The sequence below is a fragment of the Micromonospora coxensis genome (assembly GCF_900090295.1).
Taxonomy (GTDB): Bacteria; Actinomycetota; Actinomycetes; order Mycobacteriales; family Micromonosporaceae; genus Micromonospora; species Micromonospora coxensis.
On sequence record NZ_LT607753.1, the window covers coordinates 6,248,568 to 6,273,532 of the forward strand.

At 75.7% G+C, this 24,965-nt stretch carries 2 protein-coding genes; both read left to right on the plus strand.

From position 1 onward, the window contains the following. Nucleotides 1-79: 79 nt before the first annotated feature. A complete protein-coding gene (locus tag GA0070614_RS28355) occupies nucleotides 80-931 on the plus strand; it encodes a metallophosphoesterase family protein (RefSeq protein ID WP_088978817.1) in 852 nt (283 codons plus the stop codon). A 338-nt stretch (nucleotides 932-1,269) separates the two neighbouring features. Further along, nucleotides 1,270-24,954: a type I polyketide synthase gene (locus tag GA0070614_RS28360; protein ID WP_231933421.1), complete on the plus strand. Its 23,685-nt coding sequence runs from the start codon at nucleotides 1,270-1,272 to the stop codon at nucleotides 24,952-24,954. The last annotated feature ends 11 nt before the right edge of the window (nucleotides 24,955-24,965 follow it).

Genomic DNA, 24,965 nt, shown 5'->3' on the forward strand with positions numbered 1-24,965 from the left:
TCGTACCCGGCCCGCGCGCCGACGCGCCGGCCGGGCGGTGGGGGTGCGCGCGGGTGCCCGGAGACACGGGAGGTGCCGGGTGACCCGGATCCGCCAACTCGTCGCGATCAGCGACCTGCACGTGGTGTACGCGGAGAACCGCGCCGTCGTCGAGGCGCTGCGCCCCGACGGCGACGAGGACTGGCTGATCGTCGCCGGTGACGTGGGCGAGTTCGCCGCCGACGTCGAGTGGGCGCTCACCCTGCTGCGCGACCGGTTCGCCAAGGTCATCTGGGCGCCGGGCAACCACGAGCTGTGGACACCCCGCGACGACACCGTCCAACTGCGCGGCGAGGCGCGCTACCGGCACCTGGTCGAGCTGTGCCGCCGCCTCGGCGTGCTCACCCCGGAGGACCCGTACCCGGTGTGGGACCCGGACGGCGATCCCGTCCTCATCGCCCCGCTCTTCGTCGGGTACGACCACAGCTGGCGGCCCCCGGGGACGTACACCCGGGAGCAGGCGCTGGCCCGGGCGCACGAGACCGGGGTGGTCTGCACCGACGAGATCCTGCTGCACCCCGACCCGTACCCGACCCGGGACGCCTGGTGCCGGGCCCGGGTGATCCAGACCGAGCGGCGGCTCGACGCCGAGCGCGGCGGGCTGCCCACCGTGCTGGTCAACCACTATCCGCTGGTCCGCGAACCGACCCGGATCCTGCGCTTCCCCGAGTTCGCCCAGTGGTGCGGCACCGACCTCACCGCCGACTGGCACCTGCGCTACGACGCCCGCGTCGCCGTCTACGGCCACCTGCACATCCCCCGCACCACCTGGTACGACGGCGTCCGGTTCGAGGAGGTGTCCGTCGGCTACCCCCGCGAGTGGCGGCGCCGCGCCACCCCGCCCGGACGGCTGCGGACGATCCTGCCGACCCCCGCCCGGCACCTCGGCTGACCGGCCGCGCCCGACCGGTCCGTCAGCCCGCTGCCGGCCCGTCCCGCGCTGCCGGCCCGGCACCGGCCCGACCCGCCGCACGCTGCGGATATCCGGTCACCGGGCGGGCGCGAATGAGGGGTCCGTAGGGGTTGGGCCGCCCCGCACCGCTCAGTACCGTCCAGTCACGGTGGCGGTCGGATGCCGGCATTCCCGGTCGTGCGGTGATCAGCGGTGAGGACAACACGTTGAAGCGGTGAGTGCGTTCGCCATCGGTCGCGCCGGTCAGTGACGCCGAGCCGGATCGATGGCCTCCAGTCGGTGGAATCGATCGGCAGCAAGCTCCGGGCGGGTGGGTCATGGCGGACGAAGAGAAGCTCCTCGAACACCTCAAGTGGGTGACCACCGAGCTCCGCCAGGCGCACCGGCGCCTGCGGGAGCTGGAGGACGCCGAACCGGAGCCGATCGCCGTCGTCGGCATGGCCTGCCGGTTCCCCGGCGGCGTCAGCTCCCCCGAGGAACTGTGGGACCTCGTCGGCGCCGGCGCCGACGCGACCGGCACGTTCCCCACCGACCGCGGCTGGGACCTGGCCCGGCTGTACGACCCGGACCCCGACCACCCCGGCACCTCGTACAGCGACCGGGGCGGGTTCCTGCGCGACGCCGGGCACTTCGACCCGACCCTGTTCGGCATCTCGCCCCGCGAGGCGCTCGCGATGGACCCCCAGCAGCGGCTGCTGTTGGAGACCACCTGGGAGGTGTTCGAACGCTCCGGCCTCGACGTGGGCGCGCTGCGCGGCAGCCGTACCGGCGTCTTCGTCGGCACCGCCGGTCAGGACTACGCCTCCGTCCTGCGCCGCCTTCCCGAGGGTGCCGAGGGGTACGTGCTGACCGGCACCGCCGCCAGCGTCATCTCCGGCCGGCTCGCGTACACCTTCGGGCTGGAGGGCCCGGCCGTCACCATCGACACCGCCTGCTCGTCGTCCCTGGTCGCCCTGCACCTGGCCGGCCAGGCCCTGCGCGACGGAGAGTGCACCCTCGCCGTGGCCGGCGGGGTCAGCGTGATGGCCACCCCCGGCGGCTTCGTCGAGTTCTCCCGCCAGCGCGGCCTCGCCGCCGACGGCCGCTGCAAGGCGTTCTCCGCCGACGCCGACGGCACCGGCTGGGCCGAGGGCGTCGGCATGGTGCTCGTCGAGCGGCTGTCGGACGCCCGCCGCAACGGCCACCCCGTCCTCGCCGTGATCCGGGGCAGCGCCGTCAACCAGGACGGGGCCAGCAGCGGCCTCACCGCCCCGAACGGTCCCGCCCAGCAGCGCGTCATCCGGCAGGCCCTGGACAACGCCCGACTCACCCCCGCCGACGTGGACGTGGTCGAGGCGCACGGCACCGGCACCACCCTCGGCGACCCGATCGAGGCGCAGGCCCTGCTCGCCACGTACGGCACGGACCGCCCCGCGGACCGGCCGCTCTGGCTCGGCTCGCTGAAGTCGAACATCGGCCACACCCAGGCCGCGGCCGGCGTCGCCGGGGTGATCAAGATGGTGCTGGCGATGCGGCACGCGACCATGCCCCGCACCCTGCACGTCACGCAGCCGTCCCCGCACATCGACTGGACGACCGGCGCCGTCGCCCTGCTCACCGACGCCCGGCCGTGGCCGGCCGAGCCCGGTCGGGTCCGTCGTGCCGCCGTCTCCTCGTTCGGCATGAGCGGCACCAACGCCCACCTCATCCTGGAGCAGGCCCCCGCGCCCGAGCCCGCCACCGACGACGCCTCACCGGCGCGTGCGCTGCCGGCCGCCCCGGTGCTGCTCTCCGCCGCGCACCCCGCCGCGCTCGCCGCGCAGGCCGGTCGTTGGGCGTCCTGGCTGGAGGCCGACGGCGACCTGCGTCCACTCGACGTGGCGTTCTCGTCGGTGGCGACGCGGTCGACGTTGGACAGCCGTGCGGTGGTGGCGGCGACGGGTCGGGACGATCTGCTGGCCGGGCTGCGGGCGCTGGCGGCGGGGGAGCCGTCGGGTGCGGTCGTCACGGGTCAGGCCGGGGACCGGGGTCCGCTCGCGGTGCTCTTCTCCGGTCAGGGCGCGCAGCGCGCCGGCATGGGCCGGGAGCTGTACGCCGCCTTCCCGGTGTTCGCGGCGGCGTTGGACGAGGTCTGCGCCCACCTGGACCGGCTGCTGCCGCAGCCGCTGAAGCCGGTGCTGTTCGCCGACGAGGGCTCGCCCGAGGCCGGGCTGGTGGACCAGACGGTGTTCACCCAGGCCGGGTTGTTCGCGGTCGAGGTGGCGTTGTTCCGCCTCGTCGAGTCGTTCGGTGTGGTGCCGGACCTCGTGGGTGGACACTCGATCGGGGAGGTCACGGCGGCGTACGTGGCCGGGGTGTTGTCGCTGGAGCACGCGTGCGCCCTGGTCGCGGTCCGGGGTCGGCTCATGCAGGCCCTGCCTGCCGGCGGCGGCATGCTGGCGGTCAACGCGTCCGAGGCGGAGGTGGTGGCTGGTCTCGACGGGCTGGCCGACGTGGGGATCGCGGCGGTCAACGGGCCCACCTCCGTCGTCGTCTCCGGTGCGCTCGACGCGCTCGACGAGGTGGAGCGGGTCTGGCAGGGCCGGGGTGTGCGCACCCGTCGACTGACGGTCAGCCACGCGTTCCACAGCCCGCTGATGGAGCCGATGCTGGCCGAGTTCCGGGCGGTCCTGGAGAAGTTGACCTTCTCCAGGCCGGTGCTGCCGATCGTGTCGAACGTGACCGGCGCGCTCGCCGATCCTGACAAGATCGACACGGTCGACTACTGGGTGCGGCACGTCCGCGAGGCGGTCCGCTTCGCCGACGGCATCACCGCCCTGCGTGCCGCCGGTGTCGACACGTTCCTGGAGATCGGGCCGCAGAGCGTCCTGACCGCGATGACCGCCGACGCGCTGCCCGCCGACGCGGGTGTGCTTGCCGTGGCCGCCCAGCGCAAGGACCGCACCGAGGTCGCCGGGCTGCTCGCCGGCCTGGCCGAACTGCACGTCGCCGGGGTGCCCGTCGCGTGGCACACCTGGTTCACCGACACCGGCGCGACCCGGATCGACCTGCCCACCTACGCCTTCCAACGGGAGCGGTACTGGCCGGAGGTGGGGTCGTGGCAGGTCGGTGACGTGTCCGGGGCCGGCCTCGGGGTGGCCGGACACCCGCTGCTGGGTGCGGCGGTGCGTCTCGCCGGTGACGACGAGGTGGTGCTGACCGGTCGGCTCTCGGTGTCGACGCATCCGTGGCTGGCCGAGCACGTGGTCGCCGGCGCGGTGGTGGTGCCGGGTACCGCGCTCGTCGAGTTGGTGGTGCGCGCCGGTGACGAGGTCGGCACGTCCCGGGTACGGGAGCTGACCGTGTCGGCGCCGCTGACCCTGCCGCCGTCCGACGCCGTCCGGGTGCAGGTACGCGTCGGCGCGACCGACGCCGCCGGCGCCCGCCAGGTGACCGTCCACTCCCAGCCCGAGGACGACCCGGACGCCGAGTGGACCCGGCACGCCGACGGCGTCCTGGAACCCGCCCTGCCCGACGAGCCGACCCTGGACGCCTGGCCGCCGGCCGAGGCGTCCGAGGTGGACCTGTCCGGCTGGTACCCGGCCTTCGCCGAGCACGGCCTGTCGTACGGGCCGGTGTTCCAGGGGCTGCGTCGGGTGTGGTCCGGTGACGGTGCGGTGTACGCCGAGGTCGTGCTGCCGGATGAGGTGACCGACGCGGCGGGGTTCGGGGTGCATCCGGCGCTGTTGGACGCGGCTCTGCACCCGATCGGGTTGCTCGACGGTCAGGGCGGCTCCGGTGCGCGGGTGCCGTTCGCGTTCGAGGGCGTGCAGGTGCACGCCTCGGGTGCGCGCACGCTGCGGGTGCGGTTGACCCGCGCCGGTGCGGCGGTCCGCCTCGTCGCGGTGGACCCCTCGGGTACGCCGGTGGTGTCGGTGGACTCGCTGGTGCTGCGCGAGATGGGGGCGGGCGCCGCCCCGAGCCCGGCCGACCGGTCGCTGTTCGAGGTGTCCTGGCAGGTCGAGGAGGTCGCGCCGGCCGCCGCGCCGGTCGACTGGGCGGTGCTGCTGCCCGGCGGCCCACAGGGCGGTTCGGACCCGGGCTCCGCGACGGCTGCGGCCCTGCCCGGCACGACGGTCTTCCCGGACGTGGCGGCGTTGGTGGCGGCCGTGCAGGCGGGCGCCGACGCGCCGCCGGTCGTCCTGCTCCCGGTGCCGGTCGCCGACGTGGGCGCCGGTGCTGCGGTGGCGGACGCCGGCGGCACGCCGGACGTGGTGGGGCGGGTGACGGCGGACGTTCTCGCCGTGGTGCAGGCGTGGTTGGCGGCCGAGGAGCTGGCCGGGTCGCGGTTGGTGGTGCTGACCCGGGGTGCGGTGGCGGTCGGTGCTGAGGATCGGGTGGCTGATCTGGCCGGTGCGGCGGTGTGGGGGCTGGTGCGTTCGGCGCAGTCGGAGCATCCGGACCGGATCGTGTTGGCGGATGTGGACCGGGTGCCGGATGCCGAGGCGGTGGCGGTGCTCGCGGCGGTGGCCGCCGACCCGACCCCCACCGGCGGGCAGGTGGCGATCCGCGCGGACGCCGTGCGCGTACCCCGGCTGACCCGCCTCGGTGGCGACGACCTGACGCCCCCGGCGTCGGGCCCCTGGCACCTGGCCCCGGTCACGCCCGGCACCCTCGACGGCGTCGCCCTGGTGCCCGCGCCCGCCCTGCGGCCCGGCCCGGGACAGGTGCGGATCGCCGTACGCGCGACCGGCGTCAACTTCCGCGACGTGCTGATCGCGCTCGGCATGTACCCGGACCCGGCGGCCCGGATGGGCAGCGAGGGTGCGGGCGTGGTGCTGGAGGTCGGCCCCGGCGTCGACGACCTCGCCCCCGGCGACCGGGTGATGGGCATGTTCGAACCCGGGTTCGGCCCGCAGGTCGTGGCCGAGCGGGTACGGGTGGCGAAGATCCCCGCCGGCTGGTCCTTCACCGAGGCGGCCTCCGTCCCCCTGGTCTTCCTCACCGCCTACTACGCGCTGCACGACCTGGCCGGTCTGCGGGCGGGTGAGTCGGTGTTGATCCACTCGGGTGCCGGTGGGGTCGGTATGGCGGCGATCCAGCTCGCTCGGCATTTCGGTGCGACGGTGTACGCCACGGCCAGTCCCGGCAAGTGGGGCACCCTGCGGGATCTGGGGGTGGCGCAGGAGCGGATCGCGTCGTCGCGGACCACCGACTTCGAGGCCGCCTTCACCACCGCCTCCGGTGGCGACGGTGTGGACGTCGTGCTCGACGCGCTGGCGGGTGAGTTCGTGGATGCGTCGTTGCGGTTGTTGCCGCGGGGTGGTCGGTTCGTGGAGATGGGCAAGACCGACATCCGCGACGCCGACGCGGTGGCGCAGCAGCATCCGGGTGTCGCCTACCGAGCGTTCGACCTGAACGAAGCGGGCAGCACCCGCATCGGGCGGATGCTCACCGAACTGCTGGCGCTGTTCGAGCGCGGCGCGTTGCGGCCGTTGCCGGTGCGGACCTGGGACGTGCGGCAGGCGCGGCAGGCGTTGCGGCACATCAGTCAGGCCCGGCACGTCGGCAAGGTGGTCCTCACCGTTCCGACGCCGGTGGACCCGGACGGCACGACGCTGGTCACCGGCGCCAGTGGCACCCTGGCCGGGGTGGTGGCCCGGCACTTGGTCGGCACCGGCCGGTCCCGGCACCTGCTGCTGGCCTCCCGCCGGCTGCCCGTCGAGGGCAGCGACTACGCCGCACTGGTGGCCGAGCTGACCGATGCCGGCGCGACGGTCACCGCCGTGTCCGTGGACGTGGCCGACCCGCAGCAGGTCGACGCGCTGATCGCCGGAATCGACCCGGCCCACCCGCTGACCGCCGTCGTACACACCGCCGGAGTCATCGCCGACGCCACGATCACCTCCCTCGACGCCGACGCGGTCACCGCCGTCCTGCGGCCCAAGGTGGACGCGGCGTGGGCGCTGCACCGGGCCACCGCGCACCTGGACCTGTCGGCGTTCGTGCTGTTCTCCTCGATCGCGGCGACCCTCGGCTCACCCGGTCAGTCCAACTACGCCGCCGCGAACGCGTACCTCGACGCACTCGCCCAGCACCGGCGGGCCCAGGGCCTGCCGGCCACCAGCATCGGCTGGGGCATGTGGGCCACCACCAGCACCATGACCGCGCACCTCGACCGCGACGACGCGCAGCGGCTACGCCGCCTCGGCATGGCCGGCCTCACCGCCACCGAAGGCGCCGCCCTGTACGACGCCGCCACCGGCCGGGCGCTGCCCACCGTCGCGGCGGCCCGACTGCGGATCACCGCCGACGCCGGACAGGTCCCGCCGATCCTCCGGCTGCTCGCCCGCACCGGCGTACGCCGGCAGGCGGGCGGCCCGTCCACCGGCACCTCCTGGTCGGACCGGCTCGCCGGGCTGGCCCGGGACGAGGCCCGCCGGTTGCTGGTGGACCTGATCTGTGCGCAGGCGGCGGCGGTGCTGGGACACGCGTCGGCGCAGGCGGTGCCGGGTGGCCGGGCGTTCAAGGAACTCGGGTTCGACTCGCTGACCTCGGTGGAGCTACGCAACCGGCTGGCCGCCTCCACCGGGCTGCGGCTGCCCGCCACCCTCGTCTTCGACCACCCCACCCCGGAGCGCCTCGCCGCACACCTGCACGAGCAGCTCGGCGAGACCACCGCGTCACCGGAGCGGGAGCGCGTCCGCACGGTCGCCGCCGACGAACCCATCGCCATCGTCGGCATGGCCTGCCGCTACCCCGGCGGCATCGCCACCCCCGACGAACTCTGGGAGCTGGTCGCCTCCGGCGCGGACGCGATCGGAGGGTTCCCGTCCGACCGGGGCTGGGACCTCGACGCCCTCTACGACCCGGACGCCGACCGGGCCGGCACGTCGACCACCCGTCAGGGTGGCTTCCTGTACGACGCGGCGCAGTTCGACCCCGGCTTCTTCGGCATCAGCCCCCGCGAGGCCCTGGCCATGGACCCGCAGCAGCGGCTGCTGCTGGAAACCTCGTGGGAGGCGTTCGAACACGCCGGCATCGACCCCGCCACCGGGCACGGCACCGTCACCGGCGTCTTCATCGGCGCCGCGTCCTCCGGCTACGCCGCCACCGGCAGCGACGGCCTCGACGGCCTGGAAGGACACCTGCTCACCGGCACCGCCGGCAGCGTCGCCTCCGGCCGCGTCGCGTACACCTTCGGGTTCGAGGGCCCCGCCGTCACCGTCGACACCGCCTGCTCGTCGTCGCTGGTCGCCCTGCACCTCGCCGCGCAGGCGCTGCGCTCCGGCGAGTGCGAGATGGCCCTGGCCGGCGGCGTCGCGCTGATGGCCCAGCCCGGCATGTTCTCCGAGTTCTCCCGCCAGGGCGGCCTGGCCCCCGACGGCCGGTGCAAGGCGTTCGCCGCCGGCGCCGACGGCACCGGCTGGGGCGAGGGCGTCGGCATGCTCCTCGTCGAGCGGCTCTCCGACGCCCGGCGGCGCGGCCACCGCGTCCTCGCCGTCATCCGCGGCACCGCCGTCAACTCCGACGGCGCGTCCAACGGCCTCACCGCCCCCAACGGCCCGTCCCAGCAGCGGGTCATCCGGCAGGCCCTGGCCAACGCGCGCCTCACCCCGGCCGACGTGGACGCCGTCGAGGCGCACGGCACCGGCACCACCCTGGGTGACCCCATCGAGGCGCAGGCACTGCTCGCCACCTATGGGCAGGACCGGCCCGTCGACCGGCCGCTGCTGCTCGGTTCGATCAAGTCGAACATCGGCCACACCCAGGCCGCCGCCGGCGTCGCCGGGGTGATCAAGATGGTGCTCGCCATGCGGCACGGCCTGGTGCCGCCCACCCTGCACGTCGACGCGCCGTCCCCGCACATCGACTGGACCGCCGGGGCCGTCGCCCTGACCACCGAGGCCACCGGATGGCCGGCCGTCGACCGGCCCCGCCGCGCCGCCGTCTCCTCCTTCGGCATCAGCGGCACCAACGCCCACGCCGTCATCGAGCAGGCCCCCGCCGACACCCCGGCCCCCCGCAGCACACCCGTCGAGGCGGTGCCCGGCCTGGTCGCCGCCGACGCCGTGCCGCTGCTGGTCTCCGGCCGCAGTGCCCGCGCGCTGCGCGACCAGGCCGCCCGGGTCCACGCCCACCTCGCCGAGCGGCCGGACCTCGACCTCGTCGACCTCGGGTACGCGCTCGCCACCGGCCGCGCCCACCACCCGTACCGGCAGGTCACGGTGGTCGCCGACCGGGACGACGCGCTGGCCGGGCTAACCGCGCTCGCCGACGCCGCGCACCACGCCGCCGCCGGCGACGGTACGCCGAAGGTCGTCTTCGTCTTCCCCGGCCAGGGCACCCAGTGGGCCGGCATGGCGCTCGACCTGCTGGACTCCTCGCCGGTCTTCCGGCATCGCATGCACGAGTGCGCGGCGGAACTCGCCGGGCTGGTCCACTGGACCCCGGAGGACGTGCTGCGCGGCGCACCCGGCGCCCCGCCGCTGGACCGGGTCGACGTCGTCCAGCCGCTGCTGTTCTGCGTCATGGTCTCCCTCGCCGAGGTGTGGCGCTCCTGCGGCGTCCGGCCGGACGCCGTCATCGGCCACTCCCAGGGCGAGATCGCCGCCGCCTGCGTGGCCGGCGCGCTCACCCTGCCCGACGCGATGCGCCTCGTCGTCGCCCGCAGCCGCGGCCTGCTGGCCATCTCCGGGCTCGGCGGCATGGTCTCCGTGCCGCTCTCCGCCGACGACACCGCGCAGCTCATCGCGCCCTGGGACGGGGCCCTCTCCGTCGCCGCCCTGAACGGCGCAGGCGTCACCGTCGTCTCCGGCGACGCGGCGGCCGTCACCGAACTGCTCGCCACCTGCGCCGAGCGCGACATCCGGGCCCGGCGCATCGCCGTCGACTACGCCTCGCACTGCGGACACGTCGAGGCCGTCCGCGACGACCTGGCCGCCGCCCTCGGCACCGTCGAGGCCCACCCCACCACGGTCGCCTTCCACTCCACGGTCACCGGCGACCTCGTCGACACCACCGAACTCGACGCCGACTACTGGTACCGCAACCTGCGCGAGCCGGTCCGCCTCGCCCCCGTCGTGGACTCCCTGATCGACGCCGGATTCCGGGCGTTCGTCGAGGTCAGCCCGCACCCCGTGCTCAAGGTCGTGGTGCAGGACGCCCTCGACCGGGCCGCCCCCGACCGGCCCGGCGTGGTGGTCGGCTCGCTGCGCCGCGACGAGCACGGCCCCCGCCAGCTGCTCACCGCGCTCGGTGGCCTGCACACCGCCGGCGTACCCGTCGACTGGGCCGCCGTCTTCGCCGGCACCGGCGCGCGGCGGGTGGACCTGCCGACGTACGCGTTCCAGCGGGAGCGGTTCTGGCCGGAGGTGGGGTCGTGGCAGGTCGGTGACGTGTCGGGCGCCGGCCTCGGAGTGGCCGGGCATCCGCTGCTGGGTGCGGCGGTGCGTCTCGCCGGTGACGACGAGGCGCTGTTGACCGGCAGGTTGTCGGTGTCGACGCATCCGTGGCTGGCCGAGCACGTGGTGGCCGGTGCGGTGCTGGTGCCGGGGACGGCGCTCGTCGAGTTGGTGGTGCGGGCCGGTGACGAGGTCGGTGTGTCCCGGGTGCGGGAGTTGACGATCGCCGCGCCGTTGGTCCTGCCCGCCTCCGGCGGCGTCCGGGTGCAGGTGCGCGTCGGCGCGGCCGACGGGGACGGGACGCGCGGCGTCACGCTGCACGCCCAGCCCGAGGACGACCCGGAGGCCGAGTGGACCCGGCACGCCGAGGGCGTCCTGGAACCCGCGTCGGCCGACGAGCCGACGGTGGGCCAGTGGCCGCCGACCGGCGCGTCCGAGGTGGACCTGTCCGGCTGGTACGACACGCTCGCCGGGCACGGCCTGTCGTACGGGCCGGTGTTCCAGGGGCTGCGCCGGCTGTGGACCGGCGACGACGAGGTGTACGCCGAGGTCGCCCTCCCCGACGAGGTGGCGGAGAGCGCCGGCCGGTTCGAGGTGCACCCGGCGCTGTTCGACGCGGCCCTGCACCCGGTCGGGCTGCTGCTGGCCGACCCGCCCACCGGCCCCCGGATGCCGTTCGCCTTCGAGGGCGTGCAGGTGCACGGGGCCGGCGCCCCGACCCTGCGGGTCCGGCTGACCCGAGCCGGCGCCGCGGTACGCCTCGTCGCGGCGGACGAGTCCGGCGCGCCCGTCGTGTCGGTGGACTCCCTCGTGCTGCGGGAGGCCGGCGCCGCACCGCTGCCTGCCACGGCGGACCGGTCCCTGTTCGAGGTCGCCTGGCAGCCCGAGCAGGTCGACCCCGCCGGGGACGTCACCGGCTGGGCGGTGCTCGGCGCACCGGTCGACCTGCCCGGCGTGCCGGCGTACGCCGACCCGGCGGCCCTGGCCGCCTCGATCGCGGTGGGGGAGCCCGCACCCCGGACCGTCCTGCTCCCGGTGGCCGGCGGCGCGACGGACGACGACCTGCCCGCGCGGGTCCGGGCCACCACCCTGGACGTGCTGGGCACCGTGCAGGCGTGGCTCGCGGTCGACGCCCTCACCGACACCCGGCTGGTCGTGGCCACCCGGGACGCCGTCGCGGCGCAGCCGGGCGACCCGGCCGGTGACCTGGCGGGCGCGGCGGTGTGGGGGCTGCTGCGCTCGGCGCAGTCCGAGCATCCGGACCGCATCGTCCTGGCCGACCTCGACCGCGTCCCGGACGCCGACGCGCTGGCGCTGCTCGCGGTGGTCGCCGCCGACCCGACCCCCACCGGCGGGCAGGTCGCGCTGCGCGGCGACACCGTGTACGCGCCCCGGGTCACTCGCCCGGCCGCCGACCGGCTCACCCCGTCCACCGACCTGTGGCACGTGGCGGCGGTGCACCCCGGCACCATCGACGGCGTCGACCTGCTGCCCGGCGCGGCGCAGCCACTCGCCGCCGGTCAGGTACGCGTCGCCGTCCGGGCGGCGGGCGTGAACTTCCGCGACGTGCTGATCGCGCTCGGCATGTACCCGGATCCCACCGCCGCCATGGGCAGCGAGGGCGCCGGCGTGGTGCTGGAGGTCGGCCCCGGCGTGGACGACCTGGCGCCCGGGGACCGGGTGTTCGGGTTGTTCGAGCCCGGCTTCGGCCCGCAGGTGCTCGCCCAACGCGACCGGATCGCGAAGGTGCCGGCGGACTGGTCGTTCGTGCAGGCCGCGTCGGTGCCGGTGGTCTTCCTCACCGCCTACTACGCGCTGCACGACCTGGCCGGTCTGCGGGCGGGTGAGTCGGTGTTGATCCACTCGGGTGCGGGTGGGGTCGGTATGGCGGCGATCCAGCTCGCTCGGCATTTCGGTGCGACGGTGTACGCCACCGCCAGTCCCGGCAAGTGGGGCAGCCTGCGGGATCTGGGGGTGGCGCAGGAGCGGATCGCGTCGTCGCGGACCACCGACTTCGAGGCCGCCTTCACCACCGCCTCCGGTGGCGACGGCGTGGACGTCGTGCTCGACGCCCTGGCCGGTGAGTTCGTGGACGCGTCGCTACGGCTGCTACCGCGGGGTGGCCGGTTCGTGGAGATGGGCAAGACCGACATCCGCGACCCGGAACTCGTCGCCGCCCAGCACCCCGGCGTGGCGTACCAGGCGTTCGAACTCAACGCCGCCGGCGGCGCCCGCATCGGGCGGATGCTCACCGAACTGCTGGCGCTGTTCGAGCGGGGTGCGCTCGCGCCGTTGCCGGTGCGGACCTGGGACGTGCGGCAGGCGCGGCAGGCGTTGCGGCACATCAGTCAGGCCCGGCACGTCGGCAAGGTGGTCCTCACCGTTCCGACGCCGGTGGACCCGGACGGCACGACGCTGGTCACCGGCGCCAGTGGCACCCTGGCCGGGGTGGTGGCCCGGCACTTGGTGGCCACCGGCCGGTCCCGGCACCTGCTGCTGGCCTCCCGCCGGCTGCCCGCCGAGGGCAGCGACTACGCCGCACTGGTGGCCGAGCTGACAGATGCCGGCGCGACGGTCACCGCCGTGTCCGTGGACGTGGCCGACCCGCAGCAGGTCGACGCGCTGATCGCCGGAATCGACCCGGCCCACCCGCTGACCGCCGTCGTACACACCGCCGGAGTCATCGCCGACGCCACGATCACCTCCCTCGACGCCGACGCGGTCACCGCCGTCCTGCGACCCAAGGTCGACGCCGCCTGGGCGCTGCACCGCGCCACCGCGCACCTGGACCTGTCGGCGTTCGTGCTGTTCTCCTCGATCGCGGCCACCCTCGGCTCACCCGGCCAGGGCAACTACGCCGCCGCCAACCGCGCCCTCGACGCCCTCGCCCACCACCGGCGGACCCACGGCCTGCCGGCGGCCAGCCTCGCCTGGGGACTCTGGGCCACCACCAGCACCATGACCGCCCACCTCGACGCCACCGAGCACCGCCGGGCCATCCGTACCGGCAGCGCCCCGCTCACCGACGCCGAGGGGCTCGCCCTGCTCGACGCCGCGCAGCGGCACGGCGGCGCGCACGTCGTCCTCATGAAGGTGCCGGCGGCCCCGGACCCCGGCCGGGTCCCCGCGCTGCTGCGCGACCTCGTCCGCCCGCCCCGCTCCCGGCGGCGCGCCGCGGTCCGGGCCACCGCCGAGGTGTCGGTGGCCGACCGGCTCGCGGCGCTCAGCCCCGTCGAGCGGCGCGGCCAACTCCTCGACCTGGTCACCGGCAGCGTGGCCGCCGTGCTCGGCCACCGGTCCGCGGACACCGTCGACGCGCAGCGGCCGTTCAAGGAACTGGGCTTCGACTCGCTCACCTCCGTCGAACTGCGCAACCGGCTGGCCGCCGCCACCGGCCTGCGGTTGCCCGCCACCGTCGCCTTCGACCACCCCGCCCCCGTCGTGCTCGCCGACTTCCTCGACCGGGAGATCGGCGGCCGGGCCGCCACCGCGCCCGCCCCGACCACCGTCACCGCCACCGGGGTGGACGAGCCGATCGCCATCGTCGGCATGGCCTGCCGCTTCCCCGGCGACGTCCGGACCCCCGAACAGCTGTGGGACCTCGTCACCGCCGGCGCCGACGTCATCGCGCCGTTCCCCACCGACCGTGGCTGGGACCTCGCCGCCCTGCGCGCCGACGGCGGGGACGGCACCACCACCCCCCAGCACGGCGGCTTCCTCTACGACGCCGCCGACTTCGACGCCGCCTTCTTCGGCATCAGCCCCCGCGAGGCCCTGGCCATGGACCCGCAGCAGCGGCTGCTGCTGGAGACCTCGTGGGAGGCGTTCGAGCGGGCCGGCATCGACCCGCTCACCGCCCGGGGCGGCAGCACCGGCGTCTACGTCGGCCTGATCTACCACGACTACGCCGGCAAGGCCCTCGGCACCTCCGACGACCTCGACGGGTACGTCGGCAACGGCAGCGCCGGCAGCGTCGCGTCCGGCCGCATCTCCTACCTGTTCGGCCTGGAGGGCCCGGCCGTCACCGTCGACACCGCCTGCTCGTCGTCCCTGGTCGCGCTGCACCTGGCTGCCCAGGCGCTGCGGCAGGGCGAGTGCGGCCTCGCCCTCGCCGGTGGCGTCAGCGTCATGTCCACCCCCGGCATGCTCGCCGAGTTCTCCCGCCAGCGCGGCCTGTCGCCCGACGGGCGGTGCAAGGCGTTCGGCGCGGGCGCCGACGGCACCGGTTTCGCCGAGGGCGTCGGCATGCTGCTGCTCGAACGCCTCTCCGACGCCCAACGCAACGGCCGGCGCATCCTCGCCGTCGTCCGGGGCAGCGCGGTCAACCAGGACGGCGCCAGCAGCGGCCTCACCGCCCCCAACGGCCCGTCCCAGCAGCGGGTCATCCGGCAGGCGCTGGCCAACGCGCGGCTGGCCCCGGCCGACGTCGACGCGGTCGAGGCGCACGGCACCGGCACCGCGCTCGGCGACCCGATCGAGGCGCAGGCCCTGCTGGCGACCTACGGGCAGGACCGGCCGGCCGACCGGCCGCTGCTGCTCGGCTCGGTCAAGTCCAACATCGGCCACGCCCAGGCCGCCGCCGGTGTCGCCGGGGTGATCAAGATGGTCCTGGCGATGCGGCACGGGCTGCTCCCGGCCACCCTGCACGTCGACGAGCCGTCCCCACACATCGACTGGACCGCCGGGGCGGTCGCCCTGCTCGCCCAGGCCCGGCCCTGGCCCGAGACGGACCGGCCCCGCCGGGCGGCCGTCTCGTCGTTCGGGATCAGCGGCACCAACGTCCACACCATCCTGGAGCAGGCCCCCGAGGGCACGCCCACGCCGGCCGGGACCACACCGCCGGCCGTCACCTCCGGCGACCTCACCGTCCCCTGCGTGCTCTCCGCCCGCACCGGCGAGGCGCTGCGCGACCAGGCCCGACAGCTGCGCGACTGGCTGGGCCGGCACCCGGACACCGCGCTGTCCGACCTCGGTCACGCCCTGGCCACCGGACGCTCCGCGTTCGCCCACCGGGCGGTGCTGCTGCCCCGGGACCGGCAGCACCTGATCGCCGGCCTCGACGCCGTCGCCGACGACCAGCCGTCGTCCATCGTGGTGCGCGGCACGGCCGGCACCGGCCGGCTCGCCGTGCTCTTCTCCGGCCAGGGCGCGCAACGCGCCGGCATGGGCCGGGAGCTGTCCGGGGCGTTCCCCGTCTTCGCCGCCGCGCTGGACGAGGTCTGTGCCCACCTGGACCGGCTGCTGCCGCAGCCGCTGAAGGCGGTGCTGTTCGCGCCGGAGGGCTCGCCCGAGGCCGCGCTGCTGGACCAGACGGTGTTCACCCAGACCGGGTTGTTCGCGGTCGAGGTGGCGTTGTTCCGCCTGGTGGAGTCGTTCGGTGTGGTGCCGGACTTCGTGGGTGGGCACTCGGTCGGGGAGATCACCGCCGCGCACGTGTCGGGGGTGCTGTCGCTGGCGGACGCGTGCGCGTTGGTCGCGGCGCGGGGTCGGCTGATGCAGGCGTTGCCCGCCGGCGGCGGGATGCTCGCCGTCAACGCGTCCGAGGCGGACGTGCTGCCGGTGCTCGACGGGCTGGCCGACGTGGGGATCGCCGCCGTCAACGGGCCCAACTCCGTGGTCGTCTCCGGCGCGCTCGACGCCCTCGACCGGGTGGCCGAGCACGTCACCGCCCTCGGGGTACGCACCCGGCAGCTCACCGTCAGCCACGCCTTCCACAGCCCGCTGATGGCACCGATGCTCGACGAGTTCCGCGCCGTGCTCGACGGGCTGACGTTCCACCCGCCGCTGCTGCCCGTCGTGTCGAACCTGACCGGGACGGCCGCCGACGCCGACGAGCTGCGCGACCCCGGGTACTGGGTGCGGCACGTCCGCGAGGCGGTCCGCTTCGCCGACGGCATCGCGTACCTGCGGCAGCGTCACGTCGGCACGTACCTGGAGGTCGGGCCGGACGGCGTGCTCGCCGGCATGATCCGGGACTGCCTGGCCGACATCGACGACACCACCACCGGCCCGGTGGTCGTGCCGACCCTGCGCAAGGGCCGCACCGAGGCGTCCGCGCTGCTCACCGCCCTCGCCGAGGCGTACGCCGGCGGCGTGCCCGTCGACTGGACCCCACTGACCGGCGACGGCGGACGGCCGCTCGACCTGCCCACCTATCCGTTCCAGCGGCAGCGCTTCTGGCCCGACGCGGCGGCCTGGCGCTCCGACGACGTGTCCGGCGCCGGACTGGCCGCCCCCGGGCACCCGCTGCTGGGTGCGGCGGTGCGTCTCGCCGGTGACGACGAGGCGCTGTTGACCGGGCGGTTGTCGGTGTCGACGCATCCGTGGCTGGCCGAGCACGTGGTCGCCGGTGCGGTGCTGGTGCCGGGGACCGCGCTCGTCGAGTTGGTGGTGCGCGCCGGTGACGAGGTCGGTGCGTCCCGGGTGCGGGAGTTGACGATCGCCGCGCCGTTGGTCCTGCCCGCCTCCGGCGGCGTCCGGGTGCAGGTGCGCGTCGGCGGCGCCGACGACACCGGCGGCCGGGACGTGGCCGTGTACTCCCAGCCCGACGACGACCCGGACGCCGAGTGGATCCGGCACGCCGACGGCGTCCTGGAACCGGCCGCCGCCGAGGAGCCCGGCCTCGCCGCCTGGCCGCCGGTCGGCGTCCCGGAGACCGACCTCACCGGCTGGTACGACGCCCTGGTCGGGCACGGCCTGTCGTACGGGCCGGTGTTCCAGGGGCTGCGTCGGGTGTGGTCCGGCGACGATGCGGTGTACGCCGAGGTCGTGCTGCCGGATGTGGCAGGGGCCGACGCGGGCGGGTTCGGGGTGCATCCGGCGCTGTTGGACGCGGCTCTGCACCCGATCGGGTTGCTCGACGGTCAGGGCGGCTCCGGTGCGCGGGTGCCGTTCGCGTTCGAGGGCGTGCAGGTGCACGCCTCGGGCGCGCGCACGCTGCGGGTGCGGTTGACCCGCGCCGGTGCGGCGGTGCGCCTGGTGGCGGTGGACGAGTCGGGCGCCCCGGTGGTGTCGGTGGACTCGCTGGCGCTGCGGGAGTTGACCGGTGTGGCCACGCCCAGCGCGGTGGACCGGTCGCTGTTCGAGGTGACCTGGCAGGTCGAGGAGGTCGCCCCGGCCACCGCGCCGGTGGACTGGGCGCTGCTGCTGCCCGGACGGGCCGGGTCGGGCGGTGGCTCCGACATCCTCGGTCAGCCGGCACCCGGGAACCCGGCGCACGGCAGCGGTGCGGACCCCGAGCTCGCTGCGGCCCTGTCCGGGGCGGCGGTCTTCGCGGACGTGTCGGCGCTGGTGGCGGCCGTGCAGGCGGGTGCCGACGCGCCGTCGGTCGTCCTGCTCCCGCTGCCCGCCGCCAGCGTGGTCACCGCTGCCGCCGATGACGCCGGGGTGGTCGACGCCGCCGGCATGCCGGCCTTGGTGCGGCGGGTGACGGCGGACGTCCTCGCCGTGGTGCAGCAGTGGTTGGCGGCCGAGGAGCTGGCCGGGTCGCGGTTGGTGGTGCTGACCCGGGGTGCGGTGGCGGTCGGTGCTGAGGATCGGGTGGCTGATCTGGCCGGTGCGGCAGTGTGGGGGCTGGTGCGTTCGGCGCAGTCGGAGCATCCGGACCGGATCGTGTTGGCGGATGTGGACCGGGTGCCGGATGCCGAGGCGGTGGCGGTGCTCGCGGCGGTGGCCGCCGACCCGACCCCCACCGGCGGGCAGGTCGCCGTCCGCGACGACCGGGTGTGCGTACCCCGGCTGGTGCGGCAGGTGGGCGCGGAGCTGACGCCGCCGGTCGACGGCGCGTGGCACGTCGCCGCGGCCCGGCCCGGCACCCTGGACGGCGTCGAGATCGTCCCGGCCACCCCGGCCGAGCTGGCGCCCGGCGAGGTACGGGTGGCCGTGCGGGCGGCGGGCGTGAACTTCCGCGACGTGCTGATCGCGCTGGGCATGTACCCGGACCCGGCGGCGGTGATGGGCAGCGAGGGCGCGGGCGTGGTGCTGGAGGTCGGCCCCGGTGTGGACGACCTGGCGCCCGGGGACCGGGTGTTCGGGTTGTTCGAGCCCGGCTTCGGCCCGCAGGTGGTCGCCCAGCGGCAGCGGATCGCCCGGATGCCGCACGGCTGGTCCTTCCGCGACGCCGCGTCCGTGCCGGTGGTCTTCCTCACCGCCTACTACGCGCTGCACGACCTGGCCGGTCTGCGGGCGGGTGAGTCGGTGTTGATCCACTCGGGTGCCGGTGGGGTCGGTATGGCGGCGATCCAGCTCGCCCGGCATTTCGGTGCGACGGTGTACGCCACGGCTAGCCCCGGCAAGTGGGGCACCCTGCGGGATCTCGGCGTGGCGCAGGAGCGGATCGCGTCGTCGCGGACCACCGACTTCGAGGCCGCCTTCACCACCGCCTCCGGTGGCGACGGTGTGGACGTCGTGCTCGACGCCTTGGCCGGTGAGTTCGTGGATGCGTCGTTGCGGTTGTTGCCGCGGGGTGGCCGGTTCGTGGAGATGGGCAAGACCGACATCCGGGATGCCGACGTGGTGGCGCAGCAGCATCCGGGTGTCGCCTACCGGGCGTTCGACCTGAACGAGGCCGGTGGGACGCGGATCGGGCAGATGCTGGGCGAGCTGTTGGTCCTGTTCGAGCGGGGTGCGCTCACGCCGTTGCCGGTGCGGACGTGGGACGTGCGGCAGGCGCGGCAGGCGTTGCGGCACATCAGCCAGGCCCGGCACGTCGGCAAGGTCGTGCTGACCGTCCCGACGCCGATGGATCCGGACGGTACCGTCCTGGTCACCGGGGCGGCCGGCGCCCTCGCCGCCGTGGTGACCCGGCACCTCGTCGCCACCGGCCAGGCCCGGCACCTGCTGCTCGCCTCCCGCCGACTCCCCGCGCAGGAACCCGCCTACGCGGCGCTGGTCCAGGACCTCACCGACGCGGGCGCCACCGTCACGACGGTGTCGGTCGACGTCATCGACGCCGCGCAGGTGGCCGATCTGGTCGCCGGCGTGGACCCGGCGCACCCGCTGACCGCCGTCGTGCACACCGCCGGCGTCGTCGCCGACGCGACCGTCACCGCACTCACCAACGAGGCCCTGGCGACCGTCCTGCGGCCCAAGGTGGACGCGGCGTGGGCGCTGCACCGGGCCACCGCGCACCTGGACCTTTCGGCGTTCGTGCTGTTCTCCTCGATCGCGGCGACCCTCGGCTCACCCGGCCAGGGCAACTACGCCGCCGCCAACAGCACCCTCGACGCCCTCGCCCAGCACCGGCGGGCCCAGGGCCTGCCGGCCACCAGCATCGGCTGGGGCATGTGGGCCACCACCGGCGGCATGACCGCCCACCTCAGCGCCGACGACCAGCAGCGGCTGGGTCGGATCGGCATGGGCGGCCTCCCCGAGACCGAGGGCGCCGCCCTCTTCGACGCGGCGCGCAGCGGCCCCCTGCCGGCGGTGGTGGCCGCCCGGCTACGCATCACCGCCGACGCCGGTCAGGTCCCACCCATCGTCCGCCGGCTGGCCCGGACCCCGGGACGCCGCCAGGCCCGCACCGCCGTGGCCGGCACCGGATCGGACTGGTCGGACCGGCTCGCCGGGCTGGCCCGGGACGAGGCGCGTCGGTTGCTGGTGGAGGTGGTCTGTGCGCAGGCGGCGGCGGTGCTGGGGCACGCGTCGGCGCAGGCGGTCGCGGGTGGCCGGGCGTTCAAGGAACTCGGGTTCGACTCGCTGACCTCGGTGGAGTTGCGCAACCGGTTGGCCTCGGCCACCGGGCTGCGGCTGCCCGCGACCCTCGTCTTCGACTACCCGACCCCGGAGCGGCTGGCCGAGCACCTGCACGAGCAGTTGGGGCACGCCGCGTCGCCCGCCGCCGCCACCCGGGCGGTCACCCCGGCCGGCGCCGACGACCCGATCGCCATCGTCGGCATGGCCTGCCGGTTCCCCGGCGGGGTGTCCAGCCCCGACCAGCTGTGGGAGCTGGTCGCTTCCGGCGCGGACGCGATCGGTGGGTTCCCGGCAGACCGGGGCTGGGACCTCGACGCGCTTTACGACCCGGACGCCGACCGGGCCGGCACGTCGACCACCCGTCAGGGTGGCTTCCTGTACGACGCGGCGCAGTTCGACCCCGGCTTCTTCGGCATCAGCCCCCGCGAGGCCCTGGCCATGGACCCGCAGCAGCGACTGCTGCTGGAGACCTCGTGGGAGGCGTTCGAGTCCGCCGGTCTCGACCCGCGCGACACGAAGGCCACCACCGGCGTCTTCGCCGGCCTGATCCACCACGACTACGCCGGCCGGCTCGACGCCTCGGCGGAACTCGAGGGCTACCTCGTCAACGGCACCGCCGGCAGCGTCGCCTCCGGCCGCGTCGCGTACGTCTTCGGCCTGGAAGGGCCGGCGGTGACCGTGGACACGGCGTGTTCGTCGTCGCTTGTGGCGTTGCACCTGGCCGCGCAGGCGCTGCGGTCGGGGGAGTGCGACCTGGCCCTGGCCGGTGGCGTGACGGTGATGGCCACCCCCAGCGCGTTCGTCGGCTTCTCCCGCCAGCGGGGGCTGTCGCCGGACGGGCGGTGCCGGTCGTTCGCCGCGTCGGCCGACGGCACCGGCTGGTCCGAGGGCGTGGGCATGCTGCTCGTCGAACGGCTCTCCGACGCCCGCCGCCACGGCCACCGCGTCCTCGCCGTGCTGCGCGGCAGCGCCGTCAACCAGGACGGCGCGTCCAACGGGCTGACCGCCCCGAACGGCCCGGCCCAGCAGCGGGTCATCCGGCAGGCCCTCGCGAACGCCCGACTGTCCACGGCCGACGTGGACGCGGTCGAGGCGCACGGCACCGGCACGACGCTCGGTGACCCGATCGAGGCGCAGGCCCTGCTGGCGACGTACGGGCAGGACCGGCCCGCCGACCGTCCGCTGCTGCTCGGGTCGATCAAGTCGAACATGGGCCACACCCAGGCCGCCGCCGGGGTGGCCGGGGTGATCAAGATGGTGCTCGCCATGCGGCACGGCCTGGTGCCGCCGACCCTGCACGTGGACGAGCCGTCGCCGCACATCGACTGGACGGCCGGGGCGGTGGCCCTGGCCACCGAGGCGACCCCGTGGCCGCAGGTGGACCGGCCCCGCCGGGCCGCCGTGTCGTCGTTCGGCATCTCCGGCACCAACGCCCACGTCATCGTGGAGCAGCCACCGGCGGACCTGGCGTCGCCGCAGGCCGACCCGGCACCGATCGCGGCGGACCGGGCGGTGCCGGTGCTGCTCTCCGCGACGTCGGAGGCGGCCCTGGCCGGGCAGGCCGGCCGGTGGGCGCGGTGGCTGGCCGACGACGGGTCGCGGCGTCCGGTGGACGTGGCGTGGTCGTCGGTGACCACCCGACCCGCCCTCGAACAGCGGGCCGTGGTGACCGCCGTCGACCGCGACGACCTGCTCGCCGGCCTGCGCGCCCTCGCCGCCGGTGAGCCGTCCGCCGCCGTGCTGACCGGTGTTCCGGAGCAGCGCGGACAACTCGCCCTGCTCTTCTCCGGCCAGGGCGCGCAGCGTGCCGGCATGGGCCGTGAGTTGTACGCCGCGTTCCCGGTGTTCGCCGCCGCGGTGGACGAGGTCTGCGTGCACCTGGACCGGCTGCTGCCGCAGCCGCTGAAGCCGGTGCTGTTCGCCGACGAGTCCGGGCTGCTGGATCAGACCGTGTTCACCCAGGCTGGGTTGTTCGCGGTCGAGGTGGCGTTGTTCCGCCTGGTGGAGTCGTTCGGGATCGTGCCGGACTTCGTGGGTGGGCATTCGGTCGGGGAGATCACTGCCGCGCACGTGGCGGGGGTGCTGTCCCTGGCCGACGCGTGCGCGTTGGTGGCGGCGCGGGGTCGGTTGATGCAGGCGTTGCCGGCCGGGGGTGGGATGCTCGCTGTCGCCGCGGCCGAGGAGGCCGTGGCGGAGTCGATCGAGGGTCTGACCGACGTGGGTGTCGCCGCCGTCAACGGCCCGGCCGCCGTCGTCGTCTCGGGTGCGCTCGACACCCTGGACGAGGTGGAACGGGCCTGGAAGGACCGGGGCATCCGCACCCGCCGGCTCACCGTGAGCCACGCGTTCCACAGCCCGCTGATGGCACCGATGCTCGACGAGTTCCGCACCGTCCTGGCCGGGCTGACCTTCGCCGCGCCGCTGCTGCCGGTGGTGTCGAACCTGACCGGCGCGCTGGCCGACCCGGACGAGATCCGCACCGCCGACTACTGGGTGCGGCACGTGCGCGAGGCGGTCCGGTTCGCCGACGGTGTCACCGTGCTGCGCAAGGCCGGGGTGGACACGTTCCTGGAGATCGGGCCGCAGAGCGTCCTGACGGCGATGACCGCCGACGTGCTGCCCGGCGACGCGGGCGTGCTCGCGGTCGCCGCCCAGCGCAAGGACCGCACCGAGGTCGCCGCGCTGCTCGCCGCCCTGGCCGAACTGCACGTGGCCGGGGTGCCGGTGACCTGGCAGCCCTGGTTCACCGACACCGGCGCGCAGCGGGTGGACCTGCCGACGTACGCCTTCCAGCACCAGCGGTTCTGGCCCGAGCCGGTCGCCCGCACCCCGGACAACACAATCGACGGTGGAGACGGGGAGTTCTGGGCCGCCGTGGAGAGCGGCGACCTGGCCGCCCTGGCCGGGCAGCTCGGCGAGGACGCCGTGCACGCCCTCACCCCGGCCCTGCCCGCGCTCACCACCTGGCGTCGCGCCCGCACCCGGGACGCCGCCGTCAACGGCTGGTCGTACCAGGTCAGCTGGCGGCGGGTCGACCTGGGCGACGGCACGGCGACCGGCCGGTGGCTGCTCGTCGCGCCCGACGACGACCCGGTGGCCGCGCAGCTCACCGCCGCGCTCACCGCGACCGGCGGCGACGTGCGACAGGTGACCGCCGCACCGGCCACCGCCACCCGCGCCGGCCTCGCCCGACGGCTGGCCGCCGCGCTCGCCGACGGGCCGGTCACCGGCGTCGTCTCCCTGCTCGGCCTGTCCGACGACCCGCACCCACGGCACCCGGCCGTACCGACCGGCACCGCCGCCACGCTGCTGCTGATCCAGGCGCTGCACGACACCGCCCCGACGGTCCCGCTGTGGTGCGTCACCCGGGGCGCGGTCGGCACCGGCGACGCCGACCCCGTACGCCGGGTCGCCCAGGGTGGCCTGTGGGGCCTCGGCCGGGTCGCCGGCCTGGAGCTGCCGCAGCTGCGCATCGGCCTGCTCGACCTGCCCGAGTCCGACGTCGACCCGGCCCGGCTGGCGGCGGCGCTCACCGCCGCCGGCGACGAGGACCAGCTCGCGCTGCGCCCGACCGGCGTGTACGCGCGCCGGCTCACCCGGGCCACCCCCGCCGACCCGGCGGCGGTCGACCGGTGGCGACCCACCGGCACCGTGCTGATCACCGGCGGCACCGGCGCGCTCGGCGCGCACGTGGCCCGCTGGGCCGCCGGCCACGGCGCCGCGCACCTCGTGCTGACCAGCCGGCGCGGAGACGCCGCCCCCGGCGCCGCCGAGCTGCGCGACGAGCTGACCGCCCTCGGCGTCCGGGTCACCGTGGCCGCCTGCGACGTCGCCGACCGGGACGCGGTCGCCGCGCTGCTCGCCCGGATCGACGACGACCCTGCCCCGCTCACCGCGGTGGTGCACGCCGCCGGGCTCAACGACGTCACCCCGCTGCTCGACACCGACACCGACCGGCTCGCCGGAGTGATGACCGGCAAGATCGCCGGCGCGGCGCACCTCGACGAACTGCTCGGTGACCGGCCGCTGGACGCGTTCGTGCTCTTCGCCTCCATCGCCGGGATCTGGGGCAGCGGCGGGCAGGCCGGATACGCGGCCGGCAACGCGTACCTCGACGCCCTGGCCGAACGGCGACGCGCCCGCGGCCTCGCCGCCACCTCCGTGGCCTGGGGCCCCTGGGCCGACGGCGGGATGGCCACCGACGAGGCCCGGCGGGAGCTGTCCCGGCGCGGCCTGCGGGCCATGGACCCCGCCGACGCCGTGCACGCCCTGCGGAGCGCCGTCGGACGCGGCCGGGCCTGCCTGACCGTCGCCGACGTCGACTGGTCGACCTTCGCCCCGGCGTACACGTCGGCCCGGCCGCGACCGCTGCTGGCCGACCTGCCCGAGGCCCGGGCGGCCGGCGCAGCCGCCGACGACACCACCGGGGCCGACGGTGGCCGCTCGCTGCGCGACCGGCTGCTCGCTATGCCCCGCGACGAGCAGGACCGCCACCTCACCGACCTGGTCCGCGCCCAGGCCGCCGCCGTGCTCGGCCACCCCGGCCCCGAGCGGGTCAAGCCACGGCGGGCGTTCAAGGAACTGGGCTTCGACTCGCTCACCGCGGTCGAGCTGCGCAACCGGCTCACCCGGGCCACCGGCCTGCCCCTGCCCACCACGCTGGTCTTCGACTACCCCGACCCGGTCACCCTCGCCGACCACCTGCTCACCGCGCTCGTCCCCGAGGCGCAGCGGCAGGACCCGGCCGACCCGGCCGAGACCGCGGTACGCCAGGCGCTCGCCACCGTCCCGCTGGCCCGCATCCGCGAGGCCGGGCTGCTGGACCTGCTGCTGAAGCTCACCGACGGCGACGACACCGACCCCGCCTCCACCGACGAGGACGTCGACATCGACGAGATGGACGCCGACACCCTCATCAGGCTGGCGCTCGACGGCTCCGAGTCCTGACCCTTGTCCCA

What these genes read in the sequence shown, in the direction of transcription:
- GA0070614_RS28360 (WP_231933421.1), top strand. Translation starts at nt 1,270, where the DNA reads ATGGCGGACGAAGAGAAGCTCCTCGAACACCTCAAGTGGGTGACCACC.